Annotated in this window: 26 protein-coding genes, 1 pseudogene and 1 riboswitch; of the genes and pseudogenes, 18 read left to right on the forward strand and 9 right to left on the reverse strand. The window is 40.9% G+C overall.

Annotated elements, in window-relative coordinates; translation table 11 throughout:
- Window positions 1–7 precede the first annotated feature (7 nt).
- The 6 genes from LLY41_RS12300 (at window position 8) to LLY41_RS12325 (ending at window position 5147) form a co-directional block, all read left to right on the forward strand.
- Complete coding sequence (locus tag LLY41_RS12300; protein ID WP_304585485.1) at window positions 8–1114, forward strand: ABC transporter ATP-binding protein; 1107 nt, start codon at window positions 8–10, stop codon at window positions 1112–1114.
- Window positions 1104–1907 carry an ABC transporter permease gene (locus LLY41_RS12305; RefSeq protein WP_304585486.1) on the forward strand — a complete coding sequence of 268 codons (804 nt, stop codon included), beginning with the start codon at window positions 1104–1106 and terminating at the stop codon, window positions 1905–1907. Before LLY41_RS12300 ends, LLY41_RS12305 begins: the two co-directional genes overlap by 11 nt.
- Window positions 1908–2711 (forward strand): ABC transporter permease, encoded by an 804-nt coding sequence (locus tag LLY41_RS12310; RefSeq protein ID WP_304585487.1) that lies wholly within the window; start codon window positions 1908–1910, stop codon window positions 2709–2711.
- Window positions 2708–3781 (forward strand): ABC transporter substrate-binding protein, encoded by a 1074-nt coding sequence (locus LLY41_RS12315; protein ID WP_304585488.1) that lies wholly within the window; start codon window positions 2708–2710, stop codon window positions 3779–3781. Before LLY41_RS12310 ends, LLY41_RS12315 begins: the two co-directional genes overlap by 4 nt.
- 87 nt (window positions 3782–3868) lie before the next feature.
- Window positions 3869–4642 carry a divergent polysaccharide deacetylase family protein gene (locus tag LLY41_RS12320; RefSeq protein WP_304585489.1) on the forward strand — a complete coding sequence of 258 codons (774 nt, stop codon included), beginning with the start codon at window positions 3869–3871 and terminating at the stop codon, window positions 4640–4642.
- A 352-nt stretch (window positions 4643–4994) separates the two neighbouring features.
- Window positions 4995–5147, forward strand: coding sequence for a lmo0937 family membrane protein (locus tag LLY41_RS12325; RefSeq protein WP_304585490.1), 153 nt, complete (start codon window positions 4995–4997; stop codon window positions 5145–5147).
- A gap of 115 nt (window positions 5148–5262) precedes the next feature.
- Here the strand turns inward: LLY41_RS12325 and LLY41_RS12330 are convergent, their stop codons facing one another.
- On the reverse strand, window positions 5263–6993 hold the full coding sequence (locus LLY41_RS12330; protein WP_304585491.1) for an AAA family ATPase: 1731 nt from the start codon (window positions 6991–6993) through the stop codon (window positions 5263–5265).
- Window positions 6994–7259: 266 nt separating this feature from the next.
- A riboswitch (TPP riboswitch) is annotated at window positions 7260–7362 on the forward strand.
- A 65-nt stretch (window positions 7363–7427) separates the two neighbouring features.
- Between LLY41_RS12330 and thiT the strand changes: the two genes are divergently transcribed.
- The 3 genes from thiT to LLY41_RS12345 all read left to right on the forward strand — a co-directional run bounded on the left by thiT (window position 7428) and on the right by LLY41_RS12345 (window position 8757).
- Window positions 7428–8027 (forward strand): energy-coupled thiamine transporter ThiT, encoded by a 600-nt coding sequence (thiT, locus tag LLY41_RS12335; protein WP_095242857.1) that lies wholly within the window; start codon window positions 7428–7430, stop codon window positions 8025–8027.
- Between the two features lie 90 nt (window positions 8028–8117).
- Entirely contained in the window at window positions 8118–8396 is a 279-nt protein-coding gene (locus LLY41_RS12340) for a hypothetical protein (protein WP_304585492.1), read from the forward strand.
- A gap of 121 nt (window positions 8397–8517) precedes the next feature.
- Entirely contained in the window at window positions 8518–8757 is a 240-nt protein-coding gene (locus LLY41_RS12345) for a hypothetical protein (RefSeq protein WP_095242853.1), read from the forward strand.
- A 73-nt stretch (window positions 8758–8830) separates the two neighbouring features.
- On the opposite strand, the gene qoxD is transcribed toward LLY41_RS12345, so the two are convergent.
- From qoxD to qoxA, 4 genes are read right to left on the reverse strand one after another with little or no spacing between them, the layout of a single operon-like run.
- Entirely contained in the window at window positions 8831–9136 is a 306-nt protein-coding gene (qoxD, locus tag LLY41_RS12350; protein WP_076262278.1) for a cytochrome aa3 quinol oxidase subunit IV, read from the reverse strand.
- On the reverse strand, window positions 9137–9742 hold the full coding sequence (qoxC, locus tag LLY41_RS12355; RefSeq protein WP_304585493.1) for a cytochrome aa3 quinol oxidase subunit III: 606 nt from the start codon (window positions 9740–9742) through the stop codon (window positions 9137–9139). It abuts the gene before it with no gap.
- Window positions 9732–11708, reverse strand: coding sequence for a cytochrome aa3 quinol oxidase subunit I (qoxB, locus tag LLY41_RS12360; protein ID WP_304585494.1), 1977 nt, complete (start codon window positions 11706–11708; stop codon window positions 9732–9734). The genes qoxC and qoxB overlap by 11 nt, the downstream gene beginning before the upstream one ends.
- Window positions 11698–12690, reverse strand: coding sequence for a cytochrome aa3 quinol oxidase subunit II (qoxA, locus tag LLY41_RS12365; protein ID WP_304585495.1), 993 nt, complete (start codon window positions 12688–12690; stop codon window positions 11698–11700). Before qoxA ends, qoxB begins: the two co-directional genes overlap by 11 nt.
- 376 nt (window positions 12691–13066) lie before the next feature.
- On the opposite strand from qoxA, the gene LLY41_RS12370 reads away from it, so the two are divergent.
- From LLY41_RS12370 to ltaE, 4 genes are all read left to right on the forward strand, one after another.
- Window positions 13067–14566, forward strand: coding sequence for a spore germination protein (locus tag LLY41_RS12370; protein WP_286136963.1), 1500 nt, complete (start codon window positions 13067–13069; stop codon window positions 14564–14566).
- On the forward strand, window positions 14556–15488 hold the full coding sequence (locus tag LLY41_RS12375; RefSeq protein ID WP_095242845.1) for a GerAB/ArcD/ProY family transporter: 933 nt from the start codon (window positions 14556–14558) through the stop codon (window positions 15486–15488). Before LLY41_RS12370 ends, LLY41_RS12375 begins: the two co-directional genes overlap by 11 nt.
- A gap of 162 nt (window positions 15489–15650) precedes the next feature.
- Window positions 15651–16778 carry a Ger(x)C family spore germination protein gene (locus tag LLY41_RS12380; RefSeq protein ID WP_095242843.1) on the forward strand — a complete coding sequence of 376 codons (1128 nt, stop codon included), beginning with the start codon at window positions 15651–15653 and terminating at the stop codon, window positions 16776–16778.
- 121 nt (window positions 16779–16899) lie between these two features.
- On the forward strand, window positions 16900–17931 hold the full coding sequence (gene ltaE / locus LLY41_RS12385) for a low-specificity L-threonine aldolase (RefSeq protein WP_095242841.1): 1032 nt from the start codon (window positions 16900–16902) through the stop codon (window positions 17929–17931).
- Between the two features lie 46 nt (window positions 17932–17977).
- Here the strand turns inward: ltaE and LLY41_RS12390 are convergent, their stop codons facing one another.
- Window positions 17978–18154, reverse strand: coding sequence for a hypothetical protein (locus tag LLY41_RS12390; protein ID WP_304585496.1), 177 nt, complete (start codon window positions 18152–18154; stop codon window positions 17978–17980).
- 151 nt (window positions 18155–18305) lie between these two features.
- Here LLY41_RS12390 and LLY41_RS12395 point away from each other — a divergent pair, with 151 nt between their 5' ends.
- Entirely contained in the window at window positions 18306–19166 is an 861-nt protein-coding gene (locus tag LLY41_RS12395; protein ID WP_286136959.1) for a CAP domain-containing protein, read from the forward strand.
- A gap of 24 nt (window positions 19167–19190) precedes the next feature.
- Here the strand turns inward: LLY41_RS12395 and LLY41_RS12400 are convergent, their stop codons facing one another.
- Complete coding sequence (locus LLY41_RS12400) at window positions 19191–19337, reverse strand: YwzD family small protein (protein ID WP_179288937.1); 147 nt, start codon at window positions 19335–19337, stop codon at window positions 19191–19193.
- Between the two features lie 278 nt (window positions 19338–19615).
- Here LLY41_RS12400 and LLY41_RS12405 point away from each other — a divergent pair, with 278 nt between their 5' ends.
- On the forward strand, window positions 19616–19744 hold the full coding sequence (locus LLY41_RS12405) for a hypothetical protein (RefSeq protein ID WP_258750318.1): 129 nt from the start codon (window positions 19616–19618) through the stop codon (window positions 19742–19744).
- Between the two features lie 44 nt (window positions 19745–19788).
- Here the strand turns inward: LLY41_RS12405 and LLY41_RS12410 are convergent, their stop codons facing one another.
- Window positions 19789–20730 (reverse strand): DMT family transporter, encoded by a 942-nt coding sequence (locus LLY41_RS12410; RefSeq protein WP_095242839.1) that lies wholly within the window; start codon window positions 20728–20730, stop codon window positions 19789–19791.
- A 147-nt stretch (window positions 20731–20877) separates the two neighbouring features.
- Here LLY41_RS12410 and LLY41_RS12415 point away from each other — a divergent pair, with 147 nt between their 5' ends.
- The 3 genes from LLY41_RS12415 to LLY41_RS12425 all read left to right on the forward strand — a co-directional run bounded on the left by LLY41_RS12415 (window position 20878) and on the right by LLY41_RS12425 (window position 24708).
- Window positions 20878–23046 (forward strand): beta-propeller domain-containing protein, encoded by a 2169-nt coding sequence (locus LLY41_RS12415; RefSeq protein ID WP_304585497.1) that lies wholly within the window; start codon window positions 20878–20880, stop codon window positions 23044–23046.
- A 146-nt stretch (window positions 23047–23192) separates the two neighbouring features.
- On the forward strand, window positions 23193–24197 hold the full coding sequence (locus LLY41_RS12420; protein WP_304585498.1) for a DUF3231 family protein: 1005 nt from the start codon (window positions 23193–23195) through the stop codon (window positions 24195–24197).
- A gap of 133 nt (window positions 24198–24330) precedes the next feature.
- Window positions 24331–24708, forward strand: coding sequence for a hypothetical protein (locus LLY41_RS12425; RefSeq protein WP_304585499.1), 378 nt, complete (start codon window positions 24331–24333; stop codon window positions 24706–24708).
- A gap of 34 nt (window positions 24709–24742) precedes the next feature.
- Here LLY41_RS12425 and LLY41_RS12430 read toward each other — a convergent pair.
- Window positions 24743–25128: pseudogene (locus LLY41_RS12430) on the reverse strand (globin domain-containing protein).
- Window positions 25129–25212 lie beyond the last annotated feature (84 nt).

Consider the following 25212-nt stretch of genomic DNA (forward strand, 5'->3'; position numbering starts at 1 on the left):
GAGTTAGATGACAGATAACACCATTATCCGTTTTAATTCGGTGACAAAAAGATATGATAATGACCCGCCAGTTTTAAAAGATGTCAGCTTTGAAATTGAACGCGGGAAGTTCTATACCCTGTTAGGGCCATCGGGCTGCGGGAAAACGACGATATTGCGGCTGATTGCCGGCTTTACTGAACCGTCTGAAGGGGATATTTATTTTAATGGGAAAATCATTAATCATGTTCCTGCAAACAAAAGACAAGTAAACACGGTTTTCCAGGATTATGCCCTGTTTCCGCATCTGAACGTATTTGAAAATATTGCATTCGGCTTAAAAATCAAAAAAATGAAGAAAGCGGAGATTGAGAAAAAAGTAAAAGAAGCACTGAAGTTTGTAAACCTTGAAGGCTATGAAAACCGGGAAATTAGAGAAATGTCAGGAGGGCAGCGCCAGCGTGTTGCCATCGCAAGAGCCATTGTCAATGAGCCTGAGGTCATTCTCCTGGATGAGCCCCTATCCGCACTTGACCTGAAGCTGCGGACCGAAATGCAGTATGAGCTTAGGGAGCTGCAGAGGAATCTTGGCATCACGTTTATATTCGTTACACATGACCAGGAGGAAGCACTGGCCATGTCAGATGAAATCTTCGTGCTTAACAGCGGAAGCATTGAGCAGAGCGGCACTCCTACTGATATTTATGACGAGCCGATCAATCGCTTTGTAGCTGATTTTATTGGTGAATCCAATATTGTTGCCGGAACGATGATCAAGGATTATCAGGTCCAGTTTGCCGGGAAGTTATTTGAGTGTGTTGACGGAGGCTTTGAGCCCAATGAAGAGGTTGAGATCGTGATCCGGCCTGAAGATCTCGCTATTACAGCCCCGGATGATGGGAAGCTGAAGGTTAAAGTTGACTCCCAGCTATTCAGGGGAGTGCATTATGAGATCAGCTGCTATGACAGCGATGGAAATGAATGGCTCGTCCACTCAACCAAAAAGGCGACCGTTGGGGATCAAATTGGTCTGTATTTCGACCCTGAAGCGATTCATGTCATGAGACATGGTGAAACCGAAGAGGAATTTGATAAGCGATTAGAAGCTTATGAAGAGGGAAGCCATGAGAACTAATTCCCGCAATTTTTATTTAATACCTTATGTGCTTTGGATTGCCCTCTTTGTTGTGACGCCTTTGCTTCTTGTTTTGTATTATTCATTCTTTGATATTGAAGGGCATCTCACACTGGAGAATTATCGGAAATTCTTTACGCCTGTTTATTTAAAAATGACGTTAAGCTCCTTTTGGTATGCCTTTATAATAACATTATTTTCATTGCTGATCGCATATCCAACGGCCTACTTGCTTACAAAAACAAAGCATAAGCAGCTATGGCTGTTATTGATCATCCTGCCATCCTGGATTAATCTGCTTTTGAAAGCCTATGCTTTCCTTGGCATCTTCGGGACATATGGCGCTGCGAATAGCTTTCTGGAAGCGGTGGGAATCGGCGGAAGACAAATCCTGTTTACGGATTTCAGCTTTATTTTTGTGTCGGTCTATATTTTTCTTCCTTTTATGATATTGCCAATATTTAATTCTTTGGATGAATTGAATCCAACGCTTTTGGATGCTTCCAATGATCTGGGCGGGTCTTCCTGGGTAACATTCAAGCGTGTTATCTTTCCATTGACACTGGATGGCGTGAAAGCAGGATGCCAGATTGTCTTTATCCCTGCTTTATCATTATTCATGCTGACAAGACTGATTGCAGGAAACCGTGTCATCACTCTTGGAACCGCCATTGAGCAGCACTTTCTTGTAACACAGGATTGGGGAATGGGCTCTACCATTGCCGTCTTCCTGATTATTGCCATGGTGCTCATTATGGTGCTGACAGGCAGAAGAAAGCGGGGGATCCTATAAATGAAAAATAACAGGAAATGGCCGGCAGTTTATTTGGCTCTTATCTTTATCATCCTGTACGCCCCGATCTTTTACTTAATATTTTATTCCTTCAACAGCGGAGGAACCATGTATCAGTTCGAAGGATTTACTTTGGATTGGTATCGGGAGCTGTTTGCGGATACCCGATTGCTCATTATTGTCCTGAACACTGTGATTATTGCTCTTTTATCTGCAGCGATATCCACCATCATTGGAGTGGCCGGGGCACTTGCAATTGCTTATGCACGAAAACGAAGAGTAAAAAACACGCTGCTATCACTGAATAATGTGCTGATTGTCAGCCCGGATGTCATTATTGGCGCGTCGTTTTTAATTCTCTTTACGATGATCGGTCTTAAGCTTGGGTTTGTATCTGTTTTACTGGCACACATTGCCTTCAGTGTTCCGATTGTCGTCCTGATGGTTTTGCCTAAGATTGAAGAAATGAGCACATCGATGATTTATGCTGCTATGGATCTTGGGGCCAGCAGATTGGATGTACTGACTAAGGTCATACTCCCTTATATCACTCCTGGAGTTTTCGCAGGCTTTTTTATGGCCCTGACCTATTCCCTGGATGATTTTGCCGTCACTTTCTTTGTTACAGGCAATGGCTTTACCACTTTGTCTGTTGAGATTTATTCTCTGGCAAGAAGGGGAGTTTCATTAAATATCAATGCTTTATCCGCTTTGCTTTTCCTATTTACTATCATTCTGGTTACAGGCTATTACTTTATTACAAAGCGCAATGAGAAGCCGAATGGAATGGGGGTAAGGCAATGAAGAAGCTTATTCAGGCACTCGCCGCCGTATTAATCGTTTCATCCGCCTTGTTGTACATCGTTTCCGGGCTGAATACCTCCCAGGGCTACACAAGCGGCAATACATTGACCATTTTTAACTGGGGCGATTATATTGATGCAGAACTGGTGGATAAGTTCGAACAGGAAACAGGCATTAAAGTCATCTATGAAACATTCGATTCCAATGAAGCGATGATGACAAAAATTGAACAGGGCGGCACAGCCTATGATATTGCAGTCCCATCAGAATATGCGATTGAAAAAATGAAAGAGGAAGACCTGCTGCTGCCGGTTGATCATTCTAAAATTCCGAACCTGAAATATATTGATCAGCGTTTTATTGACCTGCCTTTTGATCCCGGAAATGCATATTCGATTCCCTATTTTTGGGGCACAGTTGGCATTCTTTATAACACCGATATTTTGGGTGAAAAAAAAATCACGAGCTGGAATGATCTGTGGGATCCTGAGTTAAAGAACCAGATCCTTCTGATTGATGGGGCAAGGGAAGTAATGGGCATGGGACTAAACAGTCTTCATTATTCTCTTAATGACAAAGATAAAAACCATTTAATCGATGCAAAAGAAAAACTCGATCGCCTTACACCTAACATTAAGGCCATTGTGGGTGATGAAATCAGAATGCTGATGGAAAATGATGAAGCCGGCATTGGCGTTGTTTGGTCCGGTACGGCACAGGAGCTCATGTGGGAGAAGGATAATCTTGAATATGTAGTTCCGGAAGAAGGCTCCAATCTCTGGTTTGATAATATGGTCATCCCTAAGACTGCCAAAAATCCGGAAGCGGCCCACCAGTTCATGAATTTCATGCTTGACCCGGAAAATGCGGCTCAAAATACAGAATACGTCGGATATTCAACGCCAAATAAAGAGGCACTGAACTATATGGACGAAGAAACAATCTCAGACGAACGCTTTTATCCTAATGAAGAAATGACAGCACGGCTGGAGGTTTATGAGAACCTCGGAAAAAGGATGCTTTCATATTATAATGAGCTCTTCCTTGAGTTTAAAATGCATAAGAAATAGGGAACTGCCAGGCTTCATTCCTGGCAGTTTTTGTATTGGAACTGATTCATGGATCTAGGGAATGCTAGCGCAAAGGAGGATGGAAAAATGAAAAGATACTTCAGCATATTTGTATTGATTTTTTCATTCGGAAGTGTAGGAACTCCCATAAGTGCTGCTTCCCAAAAACCTGAGTTGGCCATTGTCATTGACGATCTTGGGAACAATATGAAGGGAACAAAAGAAATGATGGAACTGCCGGTGACCTTGACAGCTGCCATCATGCCCTTCATGCCAACGACAAAAGAAGATGCAGAATTGGCAAATAAAAATGGGCATGAAGTCATCATTCATATGCCGATGGAGCCGAAAAGAGGAAAAAGCAGCTGGCTTGGTCCGGGGGCCATCACAACAGATTTAACAGATGAAGAAATCCGCAGCAGAGTAGAGAGCGCCATTAAAGAAGTGCCCCATGCGGTCGGCATGAATCATCATATGGGTTCAAGAGCCACTGAAAATGAACGGGTCATGAGAGTTGTCCTTGAAGTATGTAAAGAACATGGTTTATTTTATCTTGACAGCAAAACAACCGGAAAAAGCGTCGTCGGCAAGCTGGCAAATGAAATAGGTGTCCCTTATGTCGAAAACAATATTTTCTTCGATGATATTTACACGACAGCACATATCACAAAACAGGCAGACAGACTTGCTGAAAAGCTTGTGAAAAACGAACGCATCATCGCAATCGGCCATGTCGGCATCACAGGTACAAAGATGGTTAGTGTGCTAAAAGAGTATATACCTGTATATAAAGAAAAAGCTCAAATTGTGCCGCTGTCAGAACTGATTCCAGGCTACGAACTGATTGATGACGGACCTTAAAAATAAAAGCTGCAACCCCTAAACGGTTTGCAGCTTTAATGGTGTGTGTGAAAGTGGTCTAGTGGTGGTATAGGTACCTGTCACCTATACAGGTGGCCGCCCACATTCCGGTCTGGTTAGTCCCGCAACGATGGCGTTTAGAAGAGGTGGGCGACCGTGAATATAGTATATGCAAAGACGGTGAAAGGATGCAGATACTTCTTATGAAAAATACGGGTATTTGAAAAACTTTCAGGAGTAAAATAACTATCCATTGCAAAACATAACAATGTCAGTATTTCAGCAATTAAGGCATTATCTTGAGTATAAAGGGGTATGTAAGGAATAAATCAAAAGGGAAGGGGTGACCTGTATGCTTTGGACCTTAGCAGGTATTCTGCTTGTATTATGGATTTTCGGATTAATATTTAAAGTAGCTGGAGGCATTATTCATATTCTGCTGGTAATAGCAGCGATCATCATTGTGGTTAACTTTATTAGAGGAAGAGCATCAGGCAGGGGGTAACAGGAAAAGCCTTCATAAGGTATGGAGGCTTTCAAAATTGGTTTACATAACATTATTATATAAAACTAATAAAAGACCAAATAAAACCGGCCCTCTGAGAAGGGGCCGATTCCGATCATGCTATAACCAATTCTGCCTTCAATTCTCCAGCAAGCTCCTGGACTTCGCTGCCTTCCAATGTTTCTTTTTCCAGAAGGGCTTCTACCAGTTTCTCAAATTGAGGCTGATGATTGGCGATAATCAATTCGCATCTTTCTAATGCTTTTTGGAATAGATCCTGCATTTTAGCTTCTTTTTGTCCTTTGTTGAAAGTAAGCTCGAAGCCGTTATCAAGTAACCCTGTATCAACCATTTGCTCTATGATATGCTTCGCTTGTTTAACATCACCGCTCACCCCAATGCTGTGCTCGCCAAGAATCATTCGTTCTGATACACCGCCGGCGAGTATCATCGCGACCTGGTCAAGCAATTCACTTGTTGTCGATAAGTGAAGTTCTTTTTGGATAGGAGCTACATACCCAAGGGCTTCGCCACGCGGAATGATGGTTGCTTTCCGGACGGAACCCGGTTTTGTTAAGGCAGCCACTAAGGCATGGCCTGCTTCATGGATTGCAACCCGCTGCTTCGTTCCGGCATCTTGCAGCGCCCGGGTGGTCGTTCCCAAAATGGTACGGTCAAGCGCATAATCCAAATCTTCTTTTGAAATAATTTCCTGGCCGTTTCGGACTGCTCTGCGGCTTGCCGTTTCGAAAAGGGAATGAAGATCGGCGCCTGAAAATCCGGAAGTGCTTTCTGCAAGATCGCCCAGAGTTGTCATAACATCTTCAGCCAGCAATCTATTTCTCGTATGGATATTGATGATCTCTCTCCGACCCTTTGTATCTGGAAGAGGGACATTGAAAGAGAAGTCAATTCGTCCAGGACGCAGGAATGCTTCGTCGAGCATATCCTTCCGGTTTGTGGCGGCAATAAATAATATTCCATCATTGGAATGTCCGCCGTCAAGCTGGACCAGCAGTTCAGTTAATGTTTTTTCACTTTCTTCTCCGCCATGCTGCTTTCTTCGTCCTGCAAGTGCATCTACCTCGTCAATAAAGACGACAGCAGGAGAATGCTTTCTGGCATTCTGGAAAAGGTTTCTGACACGGGATGCACCAACACCTACGAATAATTCATTAAACCCGGAACCGCTTGTTGAAAAGAAAGTTGCTCCAAGCTCCTTGGCAATTGCCTGAGCCAGCAAGGTTTTTCCCGTTCCGGGAGGCCCGTATAAAAGAATTCCCTTCGGCGGCTTGATCCCCATTTTTAACGAGCGCTCAGGTTCTTTTAAAATGGAAAGAGTCTGCATGATTTCCTCTTTCATTTCTTCCTGGATCCCGCCAACATCTTCAAGCGAAATAGTAGGCAGGGCTTTAGGCTTCGAGACACTTTGCTTCATTGTATTTGTAGCGCCCATTCCGCCTTTTCCTGATTTAAACAGGTAAATTCCAACGGCTATGAACAAAAGGACTACACCGCCCAGAATCCAGGGGGTTAAAGGTCCTGTGTTTGCGAACGAATATTGTATATTATAGGTTTCTACTAATTTATCAACCATCTCACTGTTGGGAGGCACATGGGAGATGTACTCTCCGTCAGGAGCTGTTATCAGAAGTTTTCCATTTTTATATTCCTGTACTGCAACAGTCTTTCCATCCTGGGAAGCTATAATTTTTTCCACAGAAGAGAACGGGACAGTCACATCCTTTTTTCCTGCTTGTACGGTCCAAATAACCGCAGCCAAAATCACCGTGACTACCAATGCAATAGAAATAATCGTCGAAGGCTTCTTAAGACGTGATTTCAACTATTTCCCTCCTCATTGAACATATCTACATTATAAGAAATTAAAATTGTTAAATACAGGGTTTTACACTTTTTAAACGTTGTAAATTATGGAAAAATAATTTTATCTGCTAGAAAGTGTGCTACAACAGCGTTCAGAGGCTATTGATTTGTGAAAAAATTGTGACAGGCAGGGAGGTACCTGTTTGATATATTTAAAAAATTTTCACCAGGGACCACTTTTCACTCTTACTCATTTCATATATACTAAAAGCGGATAATTCAATAACGTGCCACAAGGGGAGCATATCGCTGAGAGTGAACAGTTCGCTGTTCTGACCCTTTGAACCTGTTAGTTAATGCTAGCGCAGGAATGTGGAATGATAGGCAGATATAACTTTCTGCCTGCTTGTTCTCCCTTGGGGTATCGTCACGAGACTAAAGGGGGATTTTTTTATGAAGAAATTAAGGTTAATTGCAATGATAGAGGCTTCGTTCTTTGCTGCCTTTGCTATCATTCTTGATTTTCTGCCATCCATCAAGCTGTCGCCATCCATTTCCATATCTGCCGCGATGATTCCCATTTTCATTCTGGCTTTCAGGTGGGGCTTTAAGGTCAGCTTCATTGCAGGCCTCTTATGGGGGATTTTGCAGATTGCCATGGGGGATGCCTGGATTGCCACTCCGCTTCAGGCATTTATCGAGTATTTTGTGGCATTTGCCTGTATTGGATTTGCCGGTTTGTTTTACCGCGTTATCCAAAATCAGCTGCGCACCGGCAATAAGAAGAAAGCGCTGGGCTGGGTGGTCGTGGCGGTATTTATCGGAAGCCTCGCCCGATATTTCTGGCATTTCATAGCAGGTGTGCTTTTCTTCGGAAGCTATGCACCAGAAGGGATGTCACCGGTCCTCTTTTCCTTCCTGGCAAACGGCGCAACCATGCTTGGAGCGGCCATTCTCTGCTCAATCGTGGCTGTCTTAATTATTTCATCGGCACCGAGATTAATCATTCGAAAATCGGTTGAAAGTCTTCAAACTCACAAGAATGCTTCATGATATATATGCCTCTTTGAAGTATTTCAAAGAGGTTTTTTTATATATTGGGAAATTGCTCCTGAAAAATGGGTATATTACTCAAAAAGGGGAGTGAAGACTTTGTCCAATACATTGCAGGGAAACATTATCACAGGTGTTTTTGATGTGGAAGCCAGTGCCTTTGAAATCCAGAAAGTAAAAAGCTTCAGTACCCAGTCAGTTCTCAACAAAAATCAATGTGAAACTCTGTATAACTATCTGTCCCTTCATGAAGAAGATGAGGGAGGGCAAATCATTACACTTTACGATCAAATGCCGCTTATGCTGACCCGGCAGGAAATATGCAGTCTTAAGAAAGATTTGGAGAACATTAAAAAGCTATATCAGTAGAAAATCGCTTTGCAGCTTGCAGAGCTTTTTTTTACGCAAAAATAATTTTGACAACTTTGTGACAAAAAGTTTGACAAATTTGTGAACATAGTTAGAATATTAAATAAAAGGAGATGGGGATATGACACTTCAACAGCAGCGCGTATTGCATTTTTTCAGAAATAGTACAGCAGCAGGAATTATATTAGGTTTTATTGTTTTTATTTCAAGCTTTTTTGTAAGCGGCATCACAGGCGAGTATGTATTATCCATCGGCTTAAGCATTATGGTTTCTTCCATGCTGCTTTTCGGATTCGGATTTTTTATCAATGTAATGGAAGAAATGACAAAGGGAAGCAAGGGAATCAGACAATACAAATAAAACCGGCCTCCAATGGGGAGACCGGTTTTTTTATACTGTCTAGCTCCAGCGTCGTGATCAAGGCGCTTCTATCCTAATGTGAAGCATGTCCAGAGGTTAACACCCAAATAGAACCGACTACAATAACAATCACCATAAATACGGCATAAATCATATTGACCAGGTTCGTCTTGCCGTCTTCACCTTCTCTTAAGTGCATGAACATGAACAGCTGCATGCCTGCCTGAACGACAGCCAGTGAGCCGATGATCCACATGATCACTTTAAAAGAAAGGTTCGTTTTCAAAGCAATTCCTGCTGCTGCAAATGTCAGCACAAGGGAAACTACAAATCCAATGACATGGCTTATCGGGAAGCTTTTTGATTGATGATGCTCCATTTAAGCCACCAGTCCTTTCAGATACACAAATGTGAAGATAAAGATCCAGACTACATCAAGGAAGTGCCAGTAAAGGCCGATAATAAACGTTTTCCTTGCAGTAGTAGGGGTAAGGCCTCTTTTTAGAAGCTGGATGATAACCATCGTTGCCCAGCCAATTCCCAAAGTTACGTGAGCTCCATGTGTTCCCAGTAAAACAAATAAGCTGGAAAGGAATGCGCTTGTCTGCATCGTTGCGCCTTCATGGGCATAATGAATAAATTCATTAATCTCCATGAACAGGAAGCCTGCGCCAAGAGCCAGGGTAATCACCAGCCAGGTGATTAGCCCTTTGAGGTTGTTGCGTCGCATTTCAAAAATGGCAATGCCCATTGTAAAGCTGCTTGTCAGAAGGAGCACGGTCTGAATCATGACATCCTTGATGACAAAGATATCTTTATGTGTTGGTCCTCCTGCAAAGCGTTCATATAAAACTCCATATACTCCGAACAGAGTGGCAAACAGGACGATTTCAGCGCCAAGGAAAACCCAGAAGCCGAGAATATTCATGCGGTCCTGCTCAGTTTGATATTCAAGCGGCAGAGACGTATCCACTTTAGCTGACATGATCGTGCACCTCTCCTTCTGTTTTTCTCCACGCGTTTTCAATTCGGTGAATTTCTTCTTTTGAAACATGGAATCCTTCGTTGTAATCGAATGAACGGATAATCAAACCCGCAAAGATGCCGATACCGGCAACAGCTGCCGCGATGTGCCATTCAAACACAAGGAAGAAGCCTGCGATGCCAAAGATAACACCCATATAAATCGGTACCCATGAGTTGCTTGGCATATGAATTTCTTCTATTTCACTGTCATGCAATGTTAAACCTTCATTCTTTTTCTTCATGTGCCAGAATGGATCAAGAGATTTCACTTCCGGCAGCTTCGCAAAGTTATAGAACTGAACAGGTGATGCAGTAGACCATTCCAGAGTCCTTGCATCCCATGGATCGCTTGAGATGTTTCTGTCCGCATAGCGGATGCTCCAGTAAATGTTATAGCAGAATACAGCGAATCCGGCTGCGAGAACAATTGAACCAATGGCCGAAAGCATGAATAGAGGTGCAAAGCCTGATTCGGCAGAGTATGTGTATGCACGTCTTACAGCTCCGTTTAATCCAAGGAAGAACATAGGCATGAATGTTACATTAAAGCCGATAACGAATAGCCAGAAATGCCATTTTCCGATTTTTTCATTCAGCATGAAGCCGAACATTTTTGGCCACCAGTAGTACAGGCCTGCAAATACTGCAAACACGACACCCGGAATTAATACATAGTGGAAGTGGGCAACCAGGAATAAGGTATTGTGATACTGATAATCCGCTGCACCCATTGCCAGCATAACGCCTGTAACCCCGCCGATGACAAAGCAAGGAACGAATGCCAATGCCCAAAGCATCGCAGACGTAATTTTTATGCGGCCTTTACGCATCGTAAACAGCCAGTTGAACATCTTAACGCCAGTCGGGATGGCAATCGCCATCGTCGTGATGGAGAAGAATGAGTTAACTGCAGGTCCTGAACCCATTGTATAGAAATGGTGAACCCATACAACCATACTTAGAAGGGCAATTCCAAGGATGGAAAATACCATCGATTTATATCCAAACAATGATTTTCTTGAAAAAGTTGCAATGACTTCGGAGAAAATCCCGAAAGCAGGAAGGGCAACAATATATACCTCAGGGTGTCCCCATAGCCAGAACAGGTTAGCCCAAAGCATATCCATGCCTCCGCCGGATACGGTAAAGAAGTGTGTTCCATATAGACGGTCAAACGTCATCAATGCCAATGCGACTGTGAAAATAGGGAAAGCAGCCACAATCAGAATGGATGTTACGAATGTAGTCCACGTAAACATCGGCATTTTCATCAGTGTCATGCCTTTTGTTCTCATTTTCAAAATCGTTACGATAAAGTTGATACCTGTCATTAATGTACCGATACCGGCAATCTGCAGGGCGACTGCGTAAAAATTATTGCCGATTCCCGGACTGAACTCCTTGCCTGCAAGAGGGAAGTAGGAAGTCCAGCCTGCATCAGGCGATCCTCCAATGACAAAGGAAATATTGAAAAGCATAGCTCCGCTGAAGAACAGCCAGAAGCTTAGAGCATTCAGCTGTGGAAAGGCAACGTCACGTGCACCGATCTGCAGCGGAATGACAACGTTCATTAAACCAATCAAAAACGGCATCGCCATGAAAAGAATCATAATCACGCCGTGTGTTGTGAAAATCTCGTTGTAATGCTGGGAATTCAGGAATTCCATTTCAGGACGTGATGTCTGAGCTTTCATCAGCAGCCCGTCCATCCCGCCGCGGAAAAACATTAATACAGCGGAGATAATATACATAATACCAATTTTTTTATGATCAACAGTAGTCAGCCATTCTGTCCACAGGTACTTCCATTTTTTCAGATAGGTAATCCCTGCCACTGCACCGACCATTGTCAGTAAAATGGCAATCTGGGAACCTAGTATAAGGGGATCTCCAGTAATAAAAAACTCATCCCATTTAATGCCCATGATGGTCACCTCCATGGTTTTCTTCACTATCGTCATGGCCTTTATCTTCACCATGACCTTCAATTACATTCGGTTTCTCATTTTTATAATTATCGTCTTCTTCGAATGTCTTGCCCTGATATCCATGACCTCTGTAGAGTTCAGGATTTGTATATGCTTTAGAGTCGGGATCAGCATGATTCACCCATTCCAAATGAGTATTTGAATAGGTCAGCCTTCCTAAATGAGTAGGCTTCAGCAGCCCAACATATTCTTTCTCTGTCAATTTAGGAGCTGTATCCTTAACATCTTCAACCCATTGGTCGAAATCTTCCTGGGTTTGGGCGAGCACTTCAAATTTCATATCCGCATAGCCGCGGCCGTTAAAGTTCGTATTCTGGCCTTCATATGATCCAGGGTTGTCTGCAACAAGATATAATTTTGTTTCCATTTTCGGCATGGTGTACTTTTGTCCGCCAAGTGCAGGCACCCAGAACGATTGCATGGTGCTTGCAGAAGTCATTTTGAAAAGTACAGGCCTATCTTCAGGAATATTGACATAATTCACCGTCTCAATTCCTTCTTCTGGATAACTGAAAATCCATTTCCAATCTGCAGAGGTTACATGTATAGTAATAGGCTCTTTTTCTTCGTAGCCTTTTGGTGCTTCTTCGAGAGCATAAAGTGTTTTTACGGTCGGGATTGTTAACGCAATGACAATTAAGATTGGAATCCCGGTCCAGATAATTTCAAGAAGTGTGCTTCCATGTTCCTCAGGCGGTTCATAATCCTTATTTTCTGGTTTCTCACGATATTTCCAGACGATGTAGCCGAATAATCCAAATACGACTACTACAACAAGAAGCATCCAGATCAGGGACCAGTTAATTAATTCGGTAATACTTCTTGCAACAGGGCCCTGCGGTTCAAACACAACCATATTACAGCCGCTGAGAATAAGCATCGGCAATATAGCTGTTAAAAAGAGCAGCATTTTCTTCATCTGATGGTTCATCTCCTTTAAACAAAAACTATTGTTAAATAATTCACAAATAATGTGCGTGTTTTCACAAACATACCAAAAAAATATATAGATGGAAAAATTGCACACCCTTGAAACACTTATTTAACTTAGTTATCACTGTGTAAATGATATTAACATAAGCAAAAATAAAAAGTTGTGACAAAAGTTAGAAGGAAATAAATGTAAACATTTGGTACAACACTTCATTTTCTGCAAATAGCATTACGGCAACGTTTTAACACCAAAATAAACTTTTGAACAACTTATGAACTTTAATTCAGTTAATTTTTCCCAAGGGATTTTTTCGATAATGGAGGATAAAATACTTAAAAAATCCGAATCGTGGTGCAGCAAGATGAACTTTCGCAACCTGAAAATCAAGAAAATCCGCAAACTCAATAAAAATACGGATCAATCTATGCAGCCGCCGCTATTATCTTTTGTGGATAAATTCGAAGAAACCCAGGATTTCAGGGAATGGAATATTCAAGTTAATGACCAGAAAATCAGGATATTTTACCTTGAGTCTGTTGTTTCAAAAGAGAAATTTTATGAGCTTGTATTTGTGCCCCTATCCAACTTAAAAGGGGAACACATTGAAGAGTTTTTGATTTCTCTCAACGGCAAGGAGACAAAAGATCAAGAAGAAATCATCAGCTTATTGTTAAAAGGGAGCTTTGCGGTCTGCCTTCCTGAATCACAGAAAATTTATATGGTAAGCTTTCCAAAAGAGCTGGAAAGAACGATCCAGGAACCTGTAAATGAAGTTGTAGTTAGAGGGTCGCATGATGGTTTTATAGAAAACCTGCAGACCAATATATTCCTGATCCGCAACCGTATCGAAAGTCCGGATTTAACTGTCAGCTATATGAACATTGGGACTAAGTCAAAAACGAAAATTTCATTAGTATACCTGAAAGGAATAGCAAATGAGGAGATTGTCAAAGAGATTAAGAGAAGACTTTCATTTATTAAAGCGGATTTGATTATCAGTCCCGGTTATATTGAAGAGTATATTGAGGATAATACATTCAGCATATTCCCGCAAATCCTTAACACAGAACGTCCGGATCGTGTAATGGCAAACTTAACGGAAGGCAGGATTATCTTAATGGCTGAAGGCAGCCCTACAGCTTTAATAATGCCTGCAACGTTTGTTACTTTCTATCAGTCACCTGACGATTACAATAGCAGATGGATACCGGCAACATTTATCCGTGTTCTCCGGTTTGTGAGTTTCGTCATAGCTATTACACTTCCGGGGATTTATATCGCCATTAATGCTTTCCATCATGAAGTAATTCCCCATGAATTAGTGATTCCGTTGAAAAATTCAGTTGAGGGAATACCGTATCCGCCATTATTGGAAGCGTTCATGATGGAACTGACCATTGAATTAATTCGTGAAGCAGGAATACGTCTGCCAAGGCCGATTGGGCAAACAATTGGAATAGTAGGGGGACTTGTCATTGGCGATGCGGTTGTTAATGCAGGGCTCATTTCAAATATTATGATTGTTGTGGTTGCTTTAACTGCGGTTTCCTCTTTTGTGGTACCGTCAAATGAAATGAGCACAACCGTCCGGCTCCTTCGTTTCCCTCTGATGATTCTCGCTTCCATAATGGGCTTTGTTGGTTTAATGTTTGGGATCATCTATATATTAATTGCACTATGCAGACTTGAGTCCTTTGGCGTTCCGTATTTTGCCCCGTTTGCACCATTTCGTCTAAAAGAAATAAAAGACACATTTATCAGGCTTCCGCTTTGGATGATGAATAAGCGCCCGCAAAGCTCGGGTGCCATTGATCTATTAAGGCAGAAGGATTCAAGAGGGTGGAAGAAGCATGAAGAATAAAGAATCAATCGATCTTCCTCAGCTTTTTTTTATCATTATTCAAACACAAATCGGAGTAGGAGTTTTATCTCTTCCCTTCACGATGTATAAGGCTTCAAAGACAGACGGCTGGATATCTCTGATGGTAGCAGGGGTCTTTGTTCAGCTCATTCTGACTATGTATTATTTCCTGCTGAAAAAATTTAATGGAAGTAATATATTTGACATCGCCAGAATAACAGCTGGAAAGATAATCGGAAACTTTATTATTTGCTTATATCTTCTGTATTTCTTATTGATTGGAGTAATGATCCTCTCGCTCTTTGACAAAATTATTGCCACATGGATACTGCCCAGAACTCCAGGCTGGGCAGTTGGAGGCATATTTTCTTTTTTGGCCGCCGCTCTTTGCAGGGAGGGAATTCGAGTTATTGGCCGATTTTATACATTGGTAACACCCTTGCTTCTTCTGCTGATCTTTTTGATCACATACACGATAAAGGATGCAAATATTTATTTTCTTTTTCCTATCGGTAAAGAAGGGATCAAGGATATTTTACTGGGAAGCAAAGAAGCTGTGATTGCAATGCTTGGCTTTGAGATGGTTCTGGTTATTTATTCACTGACAAATGCCGAACACAAGCGAAGATACCGTATAATTACCGGTGCCAATGCGCTAATTACTTTACTTTACACCTATTTGATCATTATCCACTTTATTTATTACAGTCCAGAAGAGATTGCGCTCGTTCCTGAACCGATGTTATTTATTTTAAAGTCCTATTCGTTTAAAATCATCGAACGAACCGATTTATTCTTTTTGTCCATTTGGATTATTTCCGTGTTCACTTCTTTTGTGAGCTACCTTTATATGTCGGCAAAAAGTGCAAAAAGATCCCTAAGGGGAAAAACCGCTTCTTTGTTTATCTTTTTACAGCTGTAATTTTCCTTGGCGCCAGTGGAATCATGTCAATTATAGGATTAACAGAGAAGCTATCCCAAGTGATGTCTTATGTCAGTTTACTTTTTATTATTATAATCCCTTTCCTATTGCTGGTCTTTTCTTACGTATTTAAGAGAAAACAAAAAGGGGGCAGCAGCCGTTATGATTATCATTAAAAGAATACTTCTTCTCCTGATGATCAGCATCTTCCTGACCGGCTGCTGGGATCAGAACTTATTAAAGGAAGCAAGGCTTTTTATGAGCGCAAGCTTTGATCTTGAACCTGACGGCAAAATACGTGATGGCGTTACATCACCAATTCTGGGAACAAGCCCGGATTCCCCATCAAAAGCCCGGTCAGAATATTTTACCGCTACGGGGAACACTCCCAGGGATGGAAGAGTAAATATTGACAAAATAGCACCCAAAAAATTTGATGCTTCCAAATTAAGAATAATGATTATTGGCAGTGAACTGGCAAAGCTGGATATATATCCGGTTCTCGACGTTTTTTATCGCGATCCTAAAAGCTCCTTAAGTGCCAAAATCGCGATTGCTGAAGGAAGAGCGGATGAAATCCTTAAAAGCAGGCTGCAGGAGGAAGGGAAGGTTAGTGATTATTTACATAACTTAATAGTAAGTACAGAAATAGTATCATTTATCACAGAAGAAAATATCCAATCGATTTGCGCTGAGCTGTTTGATCCCGGAGAAGATTTCCTCTTGCCATACCTCGGCCTGACTTCGGAAAATGAAGTCAAAGTTAAAGGACTTGCCATGTTCAACGAAAGGTCATTTACCGGTGAAAGTCTTGGGGAAGATGAGTCAAAAATGTATATCCTTATGGATGATCAATTAGGGAAAAGCATGAGATTCACTAAAAAAGTGACAAAAAATGAAGAAATAGGACAATTAAACTTTATATCATTCGATGTAATTAAGTCTTCAAGCAAATTAAAGCTTCAAATCAGCAACAATTCAATACAGGGTGCGGATATAAAAGTAAAAATGAAAATTAGTATTACAGAGTTTCCTCAGAATAAGCTGGATAAGAAGGATAAAGTAAAAAAATTAAATAAAAAGTTATCTCAAGAGCTGACTAAAGATGCGCAAAGGACAATAAAAAAAATGCAGGCTGCCAATTGTGATGGTTTTGGTATTGGAAGAAGACTCATTGCCATGCACCCTTCTGTATGGGAATCTGTAAAGTGGAAAGAGGATGTATATGCAAATCTTCCAATAAACGTAAAAGTTAAAGTTGAAATAGCCGGAAACGGCATTATCAACTAAACAACTGACCCCCCCAGATTGTAAAAAATTGTAAAGAGCCAGCAATGGCTCTTTTATTAATTGAAAAATACAGAATAGTACAGTAACATGAAGTAAAAATAGATAGAGACAGGGTGAGGAAATGATTGATTTAAGAAGCGACACAGTCACAAAGCCGACTGAAGCTATGAGAAAGGCGGCTTATGAAGCGGAAGTTGGAGATGATGTTTATGGAGAGGATCCTTCGATAAATCAACTGGAGGAAACAGCTGCTGAAGTGCTTGGAAAGGAAGCAGCACTTTTTGTAACGAGCGGCACACAGGGAAATCAGATCGCCATTTTAACACATTGCCGACCGGGCAATGAAATTATCCTCGAAGCAGAAAGCCATATTTTTTATTATGAAAGCGGAGCTTCTTCTGCCTTTGCCGGTGTCCAGACCAGAACGTTAAATGGGTCAAGAGGGGCCATGGATCCCTCTGATGTGGAGTATGCCATTAGGGGAGAGGATCAGCATTTTCCTGAGACAGGATTAGTTTGTCTGGAAAATACGCATAATCGTGCCGGCGGAGCTGTAATACCCATTGATAATATGAAGGAAATTCATAAAATTACAAAAGCTAATAATGTCCCAGTACATATGGATGGAGCAAGATTATTCAATGCCGCAGCAGCACTGAATCTGCCGGCTTCGGAATTAGCAAAGCATTCTGATACTGTCCAGGTATGCCTATCTAAAGGACTTGGTGCTCCGGTCGGATCCATACTGGCAGGGAATAGAGATTTTATAACAGCCGCCAGAAAATGGCGCAAAAGACTCGGCGGGGGTCTCCGCCAGGCTGGCGTGATAGCTGCTCCAGGCCATATTGCATTAACTCAAATGAGAGAACGCTTGGCAGAGGACCATGAAAATGCCCAATATCTTGCACAGCAGCTTGGAAATATAAGAGGGATTGAAATTGTAAACCAGGTGGATACGAATATCATAGTGGCAGATGTGAAAAATCTAAAGATGAATTCATCGGAATTTGTTGAAAGATTGAAAGCTGAAGGAGTTCTTTCAGGAACTTTCGGCCCTAGTTATGTGCGTTTTGTTACGCACTATGATGTGAACAGAAATCAGCTTGAACAGGCCATTACAGCGATTCAAAAAACAGCTGATCAAGTTATATAAACAGATGAAAAAACGCATGTCATCTTCGGGCATGCGTTTTTCCTATTTAGAAATATCTCTGCAGCGGCGCAGCAGTGTAATGTTGGGAATGAAAGTGGCTCTGATGCCAAATACTGTGATAGGGATAGCCTTGTTGAATAGGCTGATACCAGGGACCATACTGCGTCTGGGAATATCCGTAATAATGGGCACCATTCATGCCGGTAATAATATATTGCCTCAAAGAAAATCCTCCTTCCCATCTATTATAAATAAACTATGCAAAGCCTTTTAAAGTGGCCCCTCAATGAATACTCAATTTTTCCACCTATACTTTTCGTCTTACTCCGTATGATAAAAAAGTAAAACTAACACTTTTAAAGGAGAATAAGACTATGTTATTAAAGAAAAACTTTCTTCTCGGTGTTTTCCTGATTCTAACCCTTGCTGCATGTAATAATACTCAGCAGGGCATGGACTCAGGAGAGTTAAAAGGGGATGACCTGGAGGAAATTAGCAATACCAATAATGTGAATGTGGACAGGGAAAGACGGGGAATTGCTCCACTTGAATTGCAAAAAGTAAATAATGGTTACCTCACCATTGATCCTAATTCATACAGCACTGCAACACCAAGCCAGGAATTCCCTCATAGCCAATTAGCTGATGATGGCGGTATGCCATTGTACCAATTTGGAGAGGGCCAGCAGCAAAATCAAGGCATGGAAGGCGGACAGCCTGAAGGGCGTCAATTTGCTCAGCCGTTTGGCCAACAAGGCCAGCAGCCGCAAGCACCTGCAGAAAACCCTCCACAGGAAGGAACCGGACAGGCGCCAGAAGGACAAGGTGAACAGGCACCAGCTGCTCAAAATGATGAAATAAACAACTTTGAATCTAAAGTAATCCAATTAACCAATGCAGAACGGGAGAAAAATGGGCTAAACGCTCTAAAATCAGATAAACCGCTAAGTGGTGTGGCACAAGCTAAGTCGAATGATATGCAGCAGAAAAATTACTTTTCTCATACGAGCCCAACATATGGTTCGCCATTTGATATGATGAGGGATTTTGGAGTCAATTACAGCACAGCAGGCGAAAATATTGCCATGGGACAGCAGACTCCTGAACAAGTGGTGCAGGCATGGATGGAAAGTGAAGGGCATCGCAAAAATATATTAAACGGCACCTTTACACATATTGGTGTAGGATATACGGATGACGGATCTTACTGGACACAAATGTTTATTGCAAAATAAAGCAACAAAAAGGAAATCGGCGCGTTAGCCGATTTCCTTTTTGTTTATTAAAGGTTCAAGCTGACTTTTTATATCATCAAGCAGTTCATGAATAGTCAATTCTGTATCTGTTTGCCCTTTATCTAGAGCAGATTCCAATAGCTTTGCAAAATCACTAAAGTTAGATTTCATAATAGACACCTTCAAACAGCAATGTATTTTATGATTCTATACCCTGTGCATTTTTTTTGAAACTAACCATATATACTATTCGAATGCGGGCTGAGGCGTGAAAAAAATGCACTTTCATCCAACTTTCTTTAACATAAATGATTTATATACTATAAAGACGGGTATTAAATACTGATTATATTTTCCGGCTGCCCCCATACCTTTGATTTGAACAGCGAATAGTATAGCAGGAAAGAGAATTTAGATTATAATTACCTTGTTAAATTGGAGGTCTGATTATGAGATTGGTGCAAATGGATATTGATCAGCTATTGGAATCTACATCTGAGATTGCCGAAGAAGATCTTGGCTATATGATCAGACAGGTGGAAATTGATCATTTATTAGAGCGTACCCAGGATTGGTAATATATAATAGAGAACTCCCCTCAGTCATAAGCTGAGGGGAGTTTTTATGCTGAAAACGTATCTTCTTGCGAATGACTCTTCGATCGAATAGATTTCCTGGAAGACAGGACTATGCCGACAATCACAATTCCCCCGCCAATTATCTGATACAAGTACAATTTTTCCTGTGTGAAACACAAGGCAAAGATAATAGCGAAAACAGGAAGAAGATTGAGAAAAACCCCCGCTTTGGCTGCTCCGATTATGTGAACTCCAAAATTCCATGATAGAAAAGCCATAATGGAAGCCAGAAACCCAACATACATCAAGATTCCTATAGAGGGAAGAGTGAAGACAGGTTTTGCTGCCTGCAGCCACAAATATTCAACCAGGCTTAAGGGCGCCAATAGTAAAATTCCAAGAAAAACAGATACATAAAAAGCAGACAGCAAAGGCAGCACGTCGGCATATTTTTTGCCAATCACAGAATACAAAGCCCACATAAAAACCGCTGCCAAAACGTAAAAGTCACCGGCATTTATTTTCCATGAAAGAAACACTTCAACCGATCCCTTTGAAATGACAAATATAATCCCAAAGACTGACAGGAGGATTCCTGATGCCTGGTGTGCCTGAAGCTTTTCTCTTAATAAAAATACGGCCATTATCGCGATGAAAAGCGGTGTTGTGCTGTTTACCACTGACGCATTTATAGACGTGGTGTATTGCAGTGCAACATAAATGATTGTATTGTAACCGGCAATACCGGTCACAGCCAGGAGCAAAAGGATTTTCATATGCTTCCTTATAATATTCCAATCATTTTTAAGCTGCTTTAACATAAAAGGAGTTAAAAGCAGAAAGGCAATGATCCAGCGCATAAGGGAAAAAAGGACTGGCGGAAAATAATCAACACCAATTCTCCCTATAACAAAATTACCTCCCCATATCATATTAGCTAATATCAGCAATAGAAAGCCGTTTGTTTTGTTTCTCTCATCCAGCAATAATGAAAACCTTCTTCCTCTATTTAATAAATAAAATTTTAACTCTGTCATCAAGAAAATACACTAATTTCAGAAAAAATTTTCTTGAAAAATTTGTAACTATTGGAAGAGGCAGCGCGTCAACTTACTTAAAAAGGGGTGTCTGTCATGAAAAATAAATGGCTTTTTCTTGGGTGTATCACATTATTCCTTATCATCCTTGTGTCTATATCATTCTTTAACAGATTAAAAATTGTGAGTACTCTGGCAGGAACTAATGAAGAATTAGTTGTTTTAAACAATAAAGTGTGGGATATTACATTCTCAAAAGAACTTAATCCGGATAGTGTTAACAATGCCTCTGTTTATATTCTGAATGAGAAGGGAGAAAAAGAGCAGGTAAGAACCTCTCTGAAAAACAATAATAAATCCATTGAAATTCAGCCGCCCGAGGAAGGATATAATCTGCATTCACCTCACTATACATTGGTGATCACCAATGATATTAAAACAAAGAAAGGACAAAATCTGAATAAATCAGTAAAAACAGCCTTTAAAGTTATTAATACATTGCCGGCAATCGGCTCAAGAAAAAAATTGAACAGTTATTTTTCAAAAATGCTTAAGGAAGAAAGGACTTTCTTTTCCGGAAGGGATATGGCGGTGAGCGAGGAGAGCAGCAGCGCAAAAAGCTCAGAAGATTCTGCAGGGACAGATTTTTCGGGGACGAATGTGCAGGTTACGGGTATTGATGAAGCCGATCTGATCAAAACAGATGGAACGCACATATATAAAATCTCCGAAAATAAAGTCCAGATTATCAAGGCAGTTCCGGCAGATAAAATGGAGCTGGAATCCCAGTTAACTTTTAATGGAGACTTTTCTCCCTATCAGTTATTTATAGAAGGCAGCCAATTAATCGTTTTGGGCCACAGTTATAAAGATGTACCTGAACACATTGGTAAGGCTTCTGCAGAAAAAATGATTGCACCTGCATTCCAATCCACAAAATCATTTGTTTATAATATCGAACATAAACAAAAACCAAAAAAAGTGAGAGAGGCAGACATTGAGGGAAGTCTGCTTGCTTCGAGGCTAATGGATGGAAAAGTATATTTAATTACAAGTTATCATCCCGACTATTGGATACTGGAAAGAAATGAAAATGCCGACCTGCGTCCCCGTTATTACGATACTGCCGAGAGTAAAGAGCAGCAAATCGTTGATTACAATGAAATAAAGTATTTTCCAGGTTCTCAAAATGCAAATTATACGAATATAGCTGTATTAGATTTAAAAGACGTCAGTAAACCATTAGCAGTCACAAGCTACTTAGGCAGCGGAAATGAATTTTATATGTCCAAAAATAATTTATACCTGGCAGCCACTCAATACAGTAATGAAATCATCGCCAACAGACAGATGCCACATCCGGATACGAGCATCTATAAGTTCAATATTAAAGACGGGAAAGTAGAATTCCAGACATCTGCGGAAATAAAAGGCACCGTTTTAAATCAGTTTTCTATGGATGAGTATAATGGGAACTTCAGAGTCGTGACAACCAAGGGGGAAGCCTGGGATGAACGAACTCCTTCATCCAATAACCTTTACATTTTGGATAAAAACTTTAAACAGATTGGTAAGCTTGAAGACCTGGCAAAAGGGGAGAGGATTTACTCTGCAAGGTTTATGAATGACCGGATTTATATGGTTACTTTTAAGGAAACCGATCCTCTCTTTGTTATTGATGGCTCAAATCCGGAAAACCCTTTTGTTCTCGGCGAATTAAAAATACCCGGCTTCAGCAATTACCTGCATCCTTTGGATGAAAATCATCTCATTGGCTTTGGTTATGATACAAAGATTAGTGGAGGCAAAGAAGCTGCCAGCCAGCCTGTTATTACAACGGACGGTGTTAAAATATCTTTATTCGATGTAAGTGATACAAGTAATCCTGTTGAAAAGGATACAGAAATAATCGGAGGCCGCGGCACCCACTCGACTTTAAACTACGACCATAAAGCGCTTTTCGTTGATAAAAAGAGGAATCTATATGGATTCCCCATTTCAATCTACCGGAATAAAGAAGGAAGCCAGTTTGAATCCATATTCGACTTCCAGGGTGCGTTAGTATACAAAATTACTGTCCAAAACGGAATAGAGCTTCAAAGTGAAATTACCCATCAGACAGAAAAAGCAATCTATGAAGAATGGGAAGATACAATCGAGAGGCTTATCTATATCGGTGATTACATTTATAGCATTTCACCTCAAAAAGTGGATGCCTATCATACAGATGGGTTTCAAAAAGCTGGAGAATTAAATTTAAATTAAGAGAACTGGCCTTCCGGCTGGTTCTTTTCTTTATAATACCGACCAATATAACATTGGAAGTGAATTTCCATATCGTGGTATGAATTTGTTATTAATGGCTATTCTATAGTATATAACTATAATTTTACTAAATGGCTGGTGAGAATATGAACGGCAGCAGTATTCCTAAATTGATATCGTCCGAAATGGCCATGCTCTGGAATACCTATATAGCAGATACAGCAGCAGTCTGCTGTATAAAGCACTATATAAAAACAAATGAAGACCCGGATGTCCTGCCGGTATTGAACTATGCATTGACTATCGCAGAGGATCACATAGACGAAATTTCCTCACTCTTTACTGCAGAGGAATTTCCCATACCCGATGGATTCAATGAGCAAGATTTGCACATTGACGCTCCCAAGTTATTTTCAGACATAACCTATTTAAGATTTATGCATCATTTAGGCAGAACCGGATTGAATGCCTATTCCCTTGCTAAATCAGTTTCTGCCCGAGAAGACGTTCGCAGCATGTTTAAGAAATACTATGAACAAACCGAAAAACTCTTTGATATGGCAGCTGAGGCTATGCAGGAAAAAGGAATCTTCATTCGATCACCCTATATTGAATATCCTAAACAGGTAAAGTATGTATCAGACCATAGCTTCCTTGGCGGGATTGCAGGGAAAAAACGTCAGCTGCTGGCTATCGAAATTGCCCATCTGGGCACCAATATCGAGTTATCCAATATTGCCAAAACCATGCTTCTAGCATTCAGCCAGGTAGCTAAGGAAAAAATGATAAGCAATTATTTCAAAAAAGGCTATGACATGAGCCTGGAGCATGTTGAATATTTTCTCAATGTCTTAAAAAATGACGATGTAGCCTATCCAAGCACATGGGATGGGTCCATTACAGACTCAACGGTCTCACCTTTTTCGGATAAATTAATGATGTTTCTGATCGCCAGTATAACTGCTGTCGGGGTAATGGACTTTGGAATAGCAATCGGTGCAAGCATTAGAAAAGATTTGGCTATCCAGTATGCTAAAATGATGATCAAAGTCGGCAGTTTTGCAGACGACGGAGCAAAAATGATGATTGACAACGGCTGGCTGGAAAATCCCCCTCAATCACTTGATAGAGATGAACTCAGAAAAAAATAGCGGTGAAGCATTCTTTTAAAGGGAATGCTTCATTTTTTATGAGTGCTGCCCAATAATTGGGGTAATAGAATACTAGCTTAAAAAAAAGAAGGAGATGAAACTGAATGCATAAATCGATGCTTGCTTTTACCGCATGCATGATGCTGACAGCCTGCAGCGCGGGGAAGAGAATAAAGATGAAGCGGCTAAAAAAGACAACAGCAGCCAGGAATACAATGAAGCCACAAACACAGAAGGTGAAAAGAAGCCACTCTCTATTGCCGAGCTGGATGAACGCATTGACGAGGGTATGAATATTGATACGTACTCTGCCGAAGTGCAGTCATGGGCTGAAAAGGGTCAGCTGGAAATGGAGGAAACAGTAGTCGTTGAAGATGAAAATACGTCATCAGCAGATATTCTTCAGCTTGCTGATGGATTTTTAGGAGTGGCATATGACGAGAAAGAAGTTACAGAAGTAAAAATGTTCCAGTCTGCAGAGCATGCAAAAAAATATTTTGAATCACTATAATGAATAGTGGACCTTCCGGACGGAAGGTCCACTTTCATTCAGGACTGTTTACCATAATTGCTGCAACTTGCATTAATCGATCATAGAAAAGGACAGATGCAGGATTTTGTTCGAGGCCCGTCTCCTGAAAGGCCTCCTTCATACAGGCCAGCCATCTTTGCGCTCTTAATGGTGTAATTTCAAATGGAAGATGTCTTTGTTTCATGGCAGGCGGGCCAAACTCCTGGCTGTAGAGAGGCGGCCCCCTAGGAATTGCGTAAGGAACATTCTTTGTTTTCGCTTAATATCCTCAATATCTCCTTCAAAAAGAGGACTTAAAACGGGATCTGCATACACACGCGGATAAAACGCCTCAACCAGTTTTTCAATAGTTTCAGTTCCGCCTATTTCTTCAAAGAGTGATTGAAAATTTTGCACGATACTTCACCTGCCTGTAATTCATATATTTTATTGTCATTATATAGAAGTAATTCTAGCTTAAACGTGACATAAATCACAGTTTAA

The organism is Cytobacillus firmus, from assembly GCF_023612095.1.
In the GTDB taxonomy this organism is placed as follows: Bacteria; Bacillota; Bacilli; order Bacillales; family Cytobacillaceae; genus Cytobacillus.

Coding starts and splice junctions, on each gene's coding strand:
- LLY41_RS12310 (WP_304585487.1), top strand. CDS start 1,908: ATGAAAAATAACAGGAAATGGCCGGCAGTTTATTTGGCTCTTATCTTT.
- LLY41_RS12305 (WP_304585486.1), top strand. CDS start 1,104: ATGAGAACTAATTCCCGCAATTTTTATTTAATACCTTATGTGCTTTGG.
- LLY41_RS12405 (WP_258750318.1), top strand. CDS start 19,616: ATGAGATTGGTGCAAATGGATATTGATCAGCTATTGGAATCTACATCT.
- thiT (WP_095242857.1), top strand. CDS start 7,428: ATGAAGAAATTAAGGTTAATTGCAATGATAGAGGCTTCGTTCTTTGCT.
- LLY41_RS12380 (WP_095242843.1), top strand. CDS start 15,651: ATGATTATCATTAAAAGAATACTTCTTCTCCTGATGATCAGCATCTTC.
- LLY41_RS12370 (WP_286136963.1), top strand. CDS start 13,067: ATGAACTTTCGCAACCTGAAAATCAAGAAAATCCGCAAACTCAATAAA.
- LLY41_RS12375 (WP_095242845.1), top strand. CDS start 14,556: ATGAAGAATAAAGAATCAATCGATCTTCCTCAGCTTTTTTTTATCATT.
- LLY41_RS12400 (WP_179288937.1), bottom strand. CDS start 19,337: ATGAAATCTAACTTTAGTGATTTTGCAAAGCTATTGGAATCTGCTCTA.
- LLY41_RS12395 (WP_286136959.1), top strand. CDS start 18,306: ATGTTATTAAAGAAAAACTTTCTTCTCGGTGTTTTCCTGATTCTAACC.
- qoxC (WP_304585493.1), bottom strand. CDS start 9,742: ATGTCAGCTAAAGTGGATACGTCTCTGCCGCTTGAATATCAAACTGAG.
- qoxD (WP_076262278.1), bottom strand. CDS start 9,136: ATGGAGCATCATCAATCAAAAAGCTTCCCGATAAGCCATGTCATTGGA.
- LLY41_RS12315 (WP_304585488.1), top strand. CDS start 2,708: ATGAAGAAGCTTATTCAGGCACTCGCCGCCGTATTAATCGTTTCATCC.
- LLY41_RS12320 (WP_304585489.1), top strand. CDS start 3,869: ATGAAAAGATACTTCAGCATATTTGTATTGATTTTTTCATTCGGAAGT.
- LLY41_RS12415 (WP_304585497.1), top strand. CDS start 20,878: ATGAAAAATAAATGGCTTTTTCTTGGGTGTATCACATTATTCCTTATC.
- qoxA (WP_304585495.1), bottom strand. CDS start 12,690: ATGAAGAAAATGCTGCTCTTTTTAACAGCTATATTGCCGATGCTTATT.
- qoxB (WP_304585494.1), bottom strand. CDS start 11,708: ATGGGCATTAAATGGGATGAGTTTTTTATTACTGGAGATCCCCTTATA.
- LLY41_RS12420 (WP_304585498.1), top strand. CDS start 23,193: ATGAACGGCAGCAGTATTCCTAAATTGATATCGTCCGAAATGGCCATG.
- LLY41_RS12345 (WP_095242853.1), top strand. CDS start 8,518: ATGACACTTCAACAGCAGCGCGTATTGCATTTTTTCAGAAATAGTACA.
- LLY41_RS12325 (WP_304585490.1), top strand. CDS start 4,995: ATGCTTTGGACCTTAGCAGGTATTCTGCTTGTATTATGGATTTTCGGA.
- LLY41_RS12425 (WP_304585499.1), top strand. CDS start 24,331: ATGCATGATGCTGACAGCCTGCAGCGCGGGGAAGAGAATAAAGATGAA.
- ltaE (WP_095242841.1), top strand. CDS start 16,900: ATGATTGATTTAAGAAGCGACACAGTCACAAAGCCGACTGAAGCTATG.
- LLY41_RS12300 (WP_304585485.1), top strand. CDS start 8: ATGACAGATAACACCATTATCCGTTTTAATTCGGTGACAAAAAGATAT.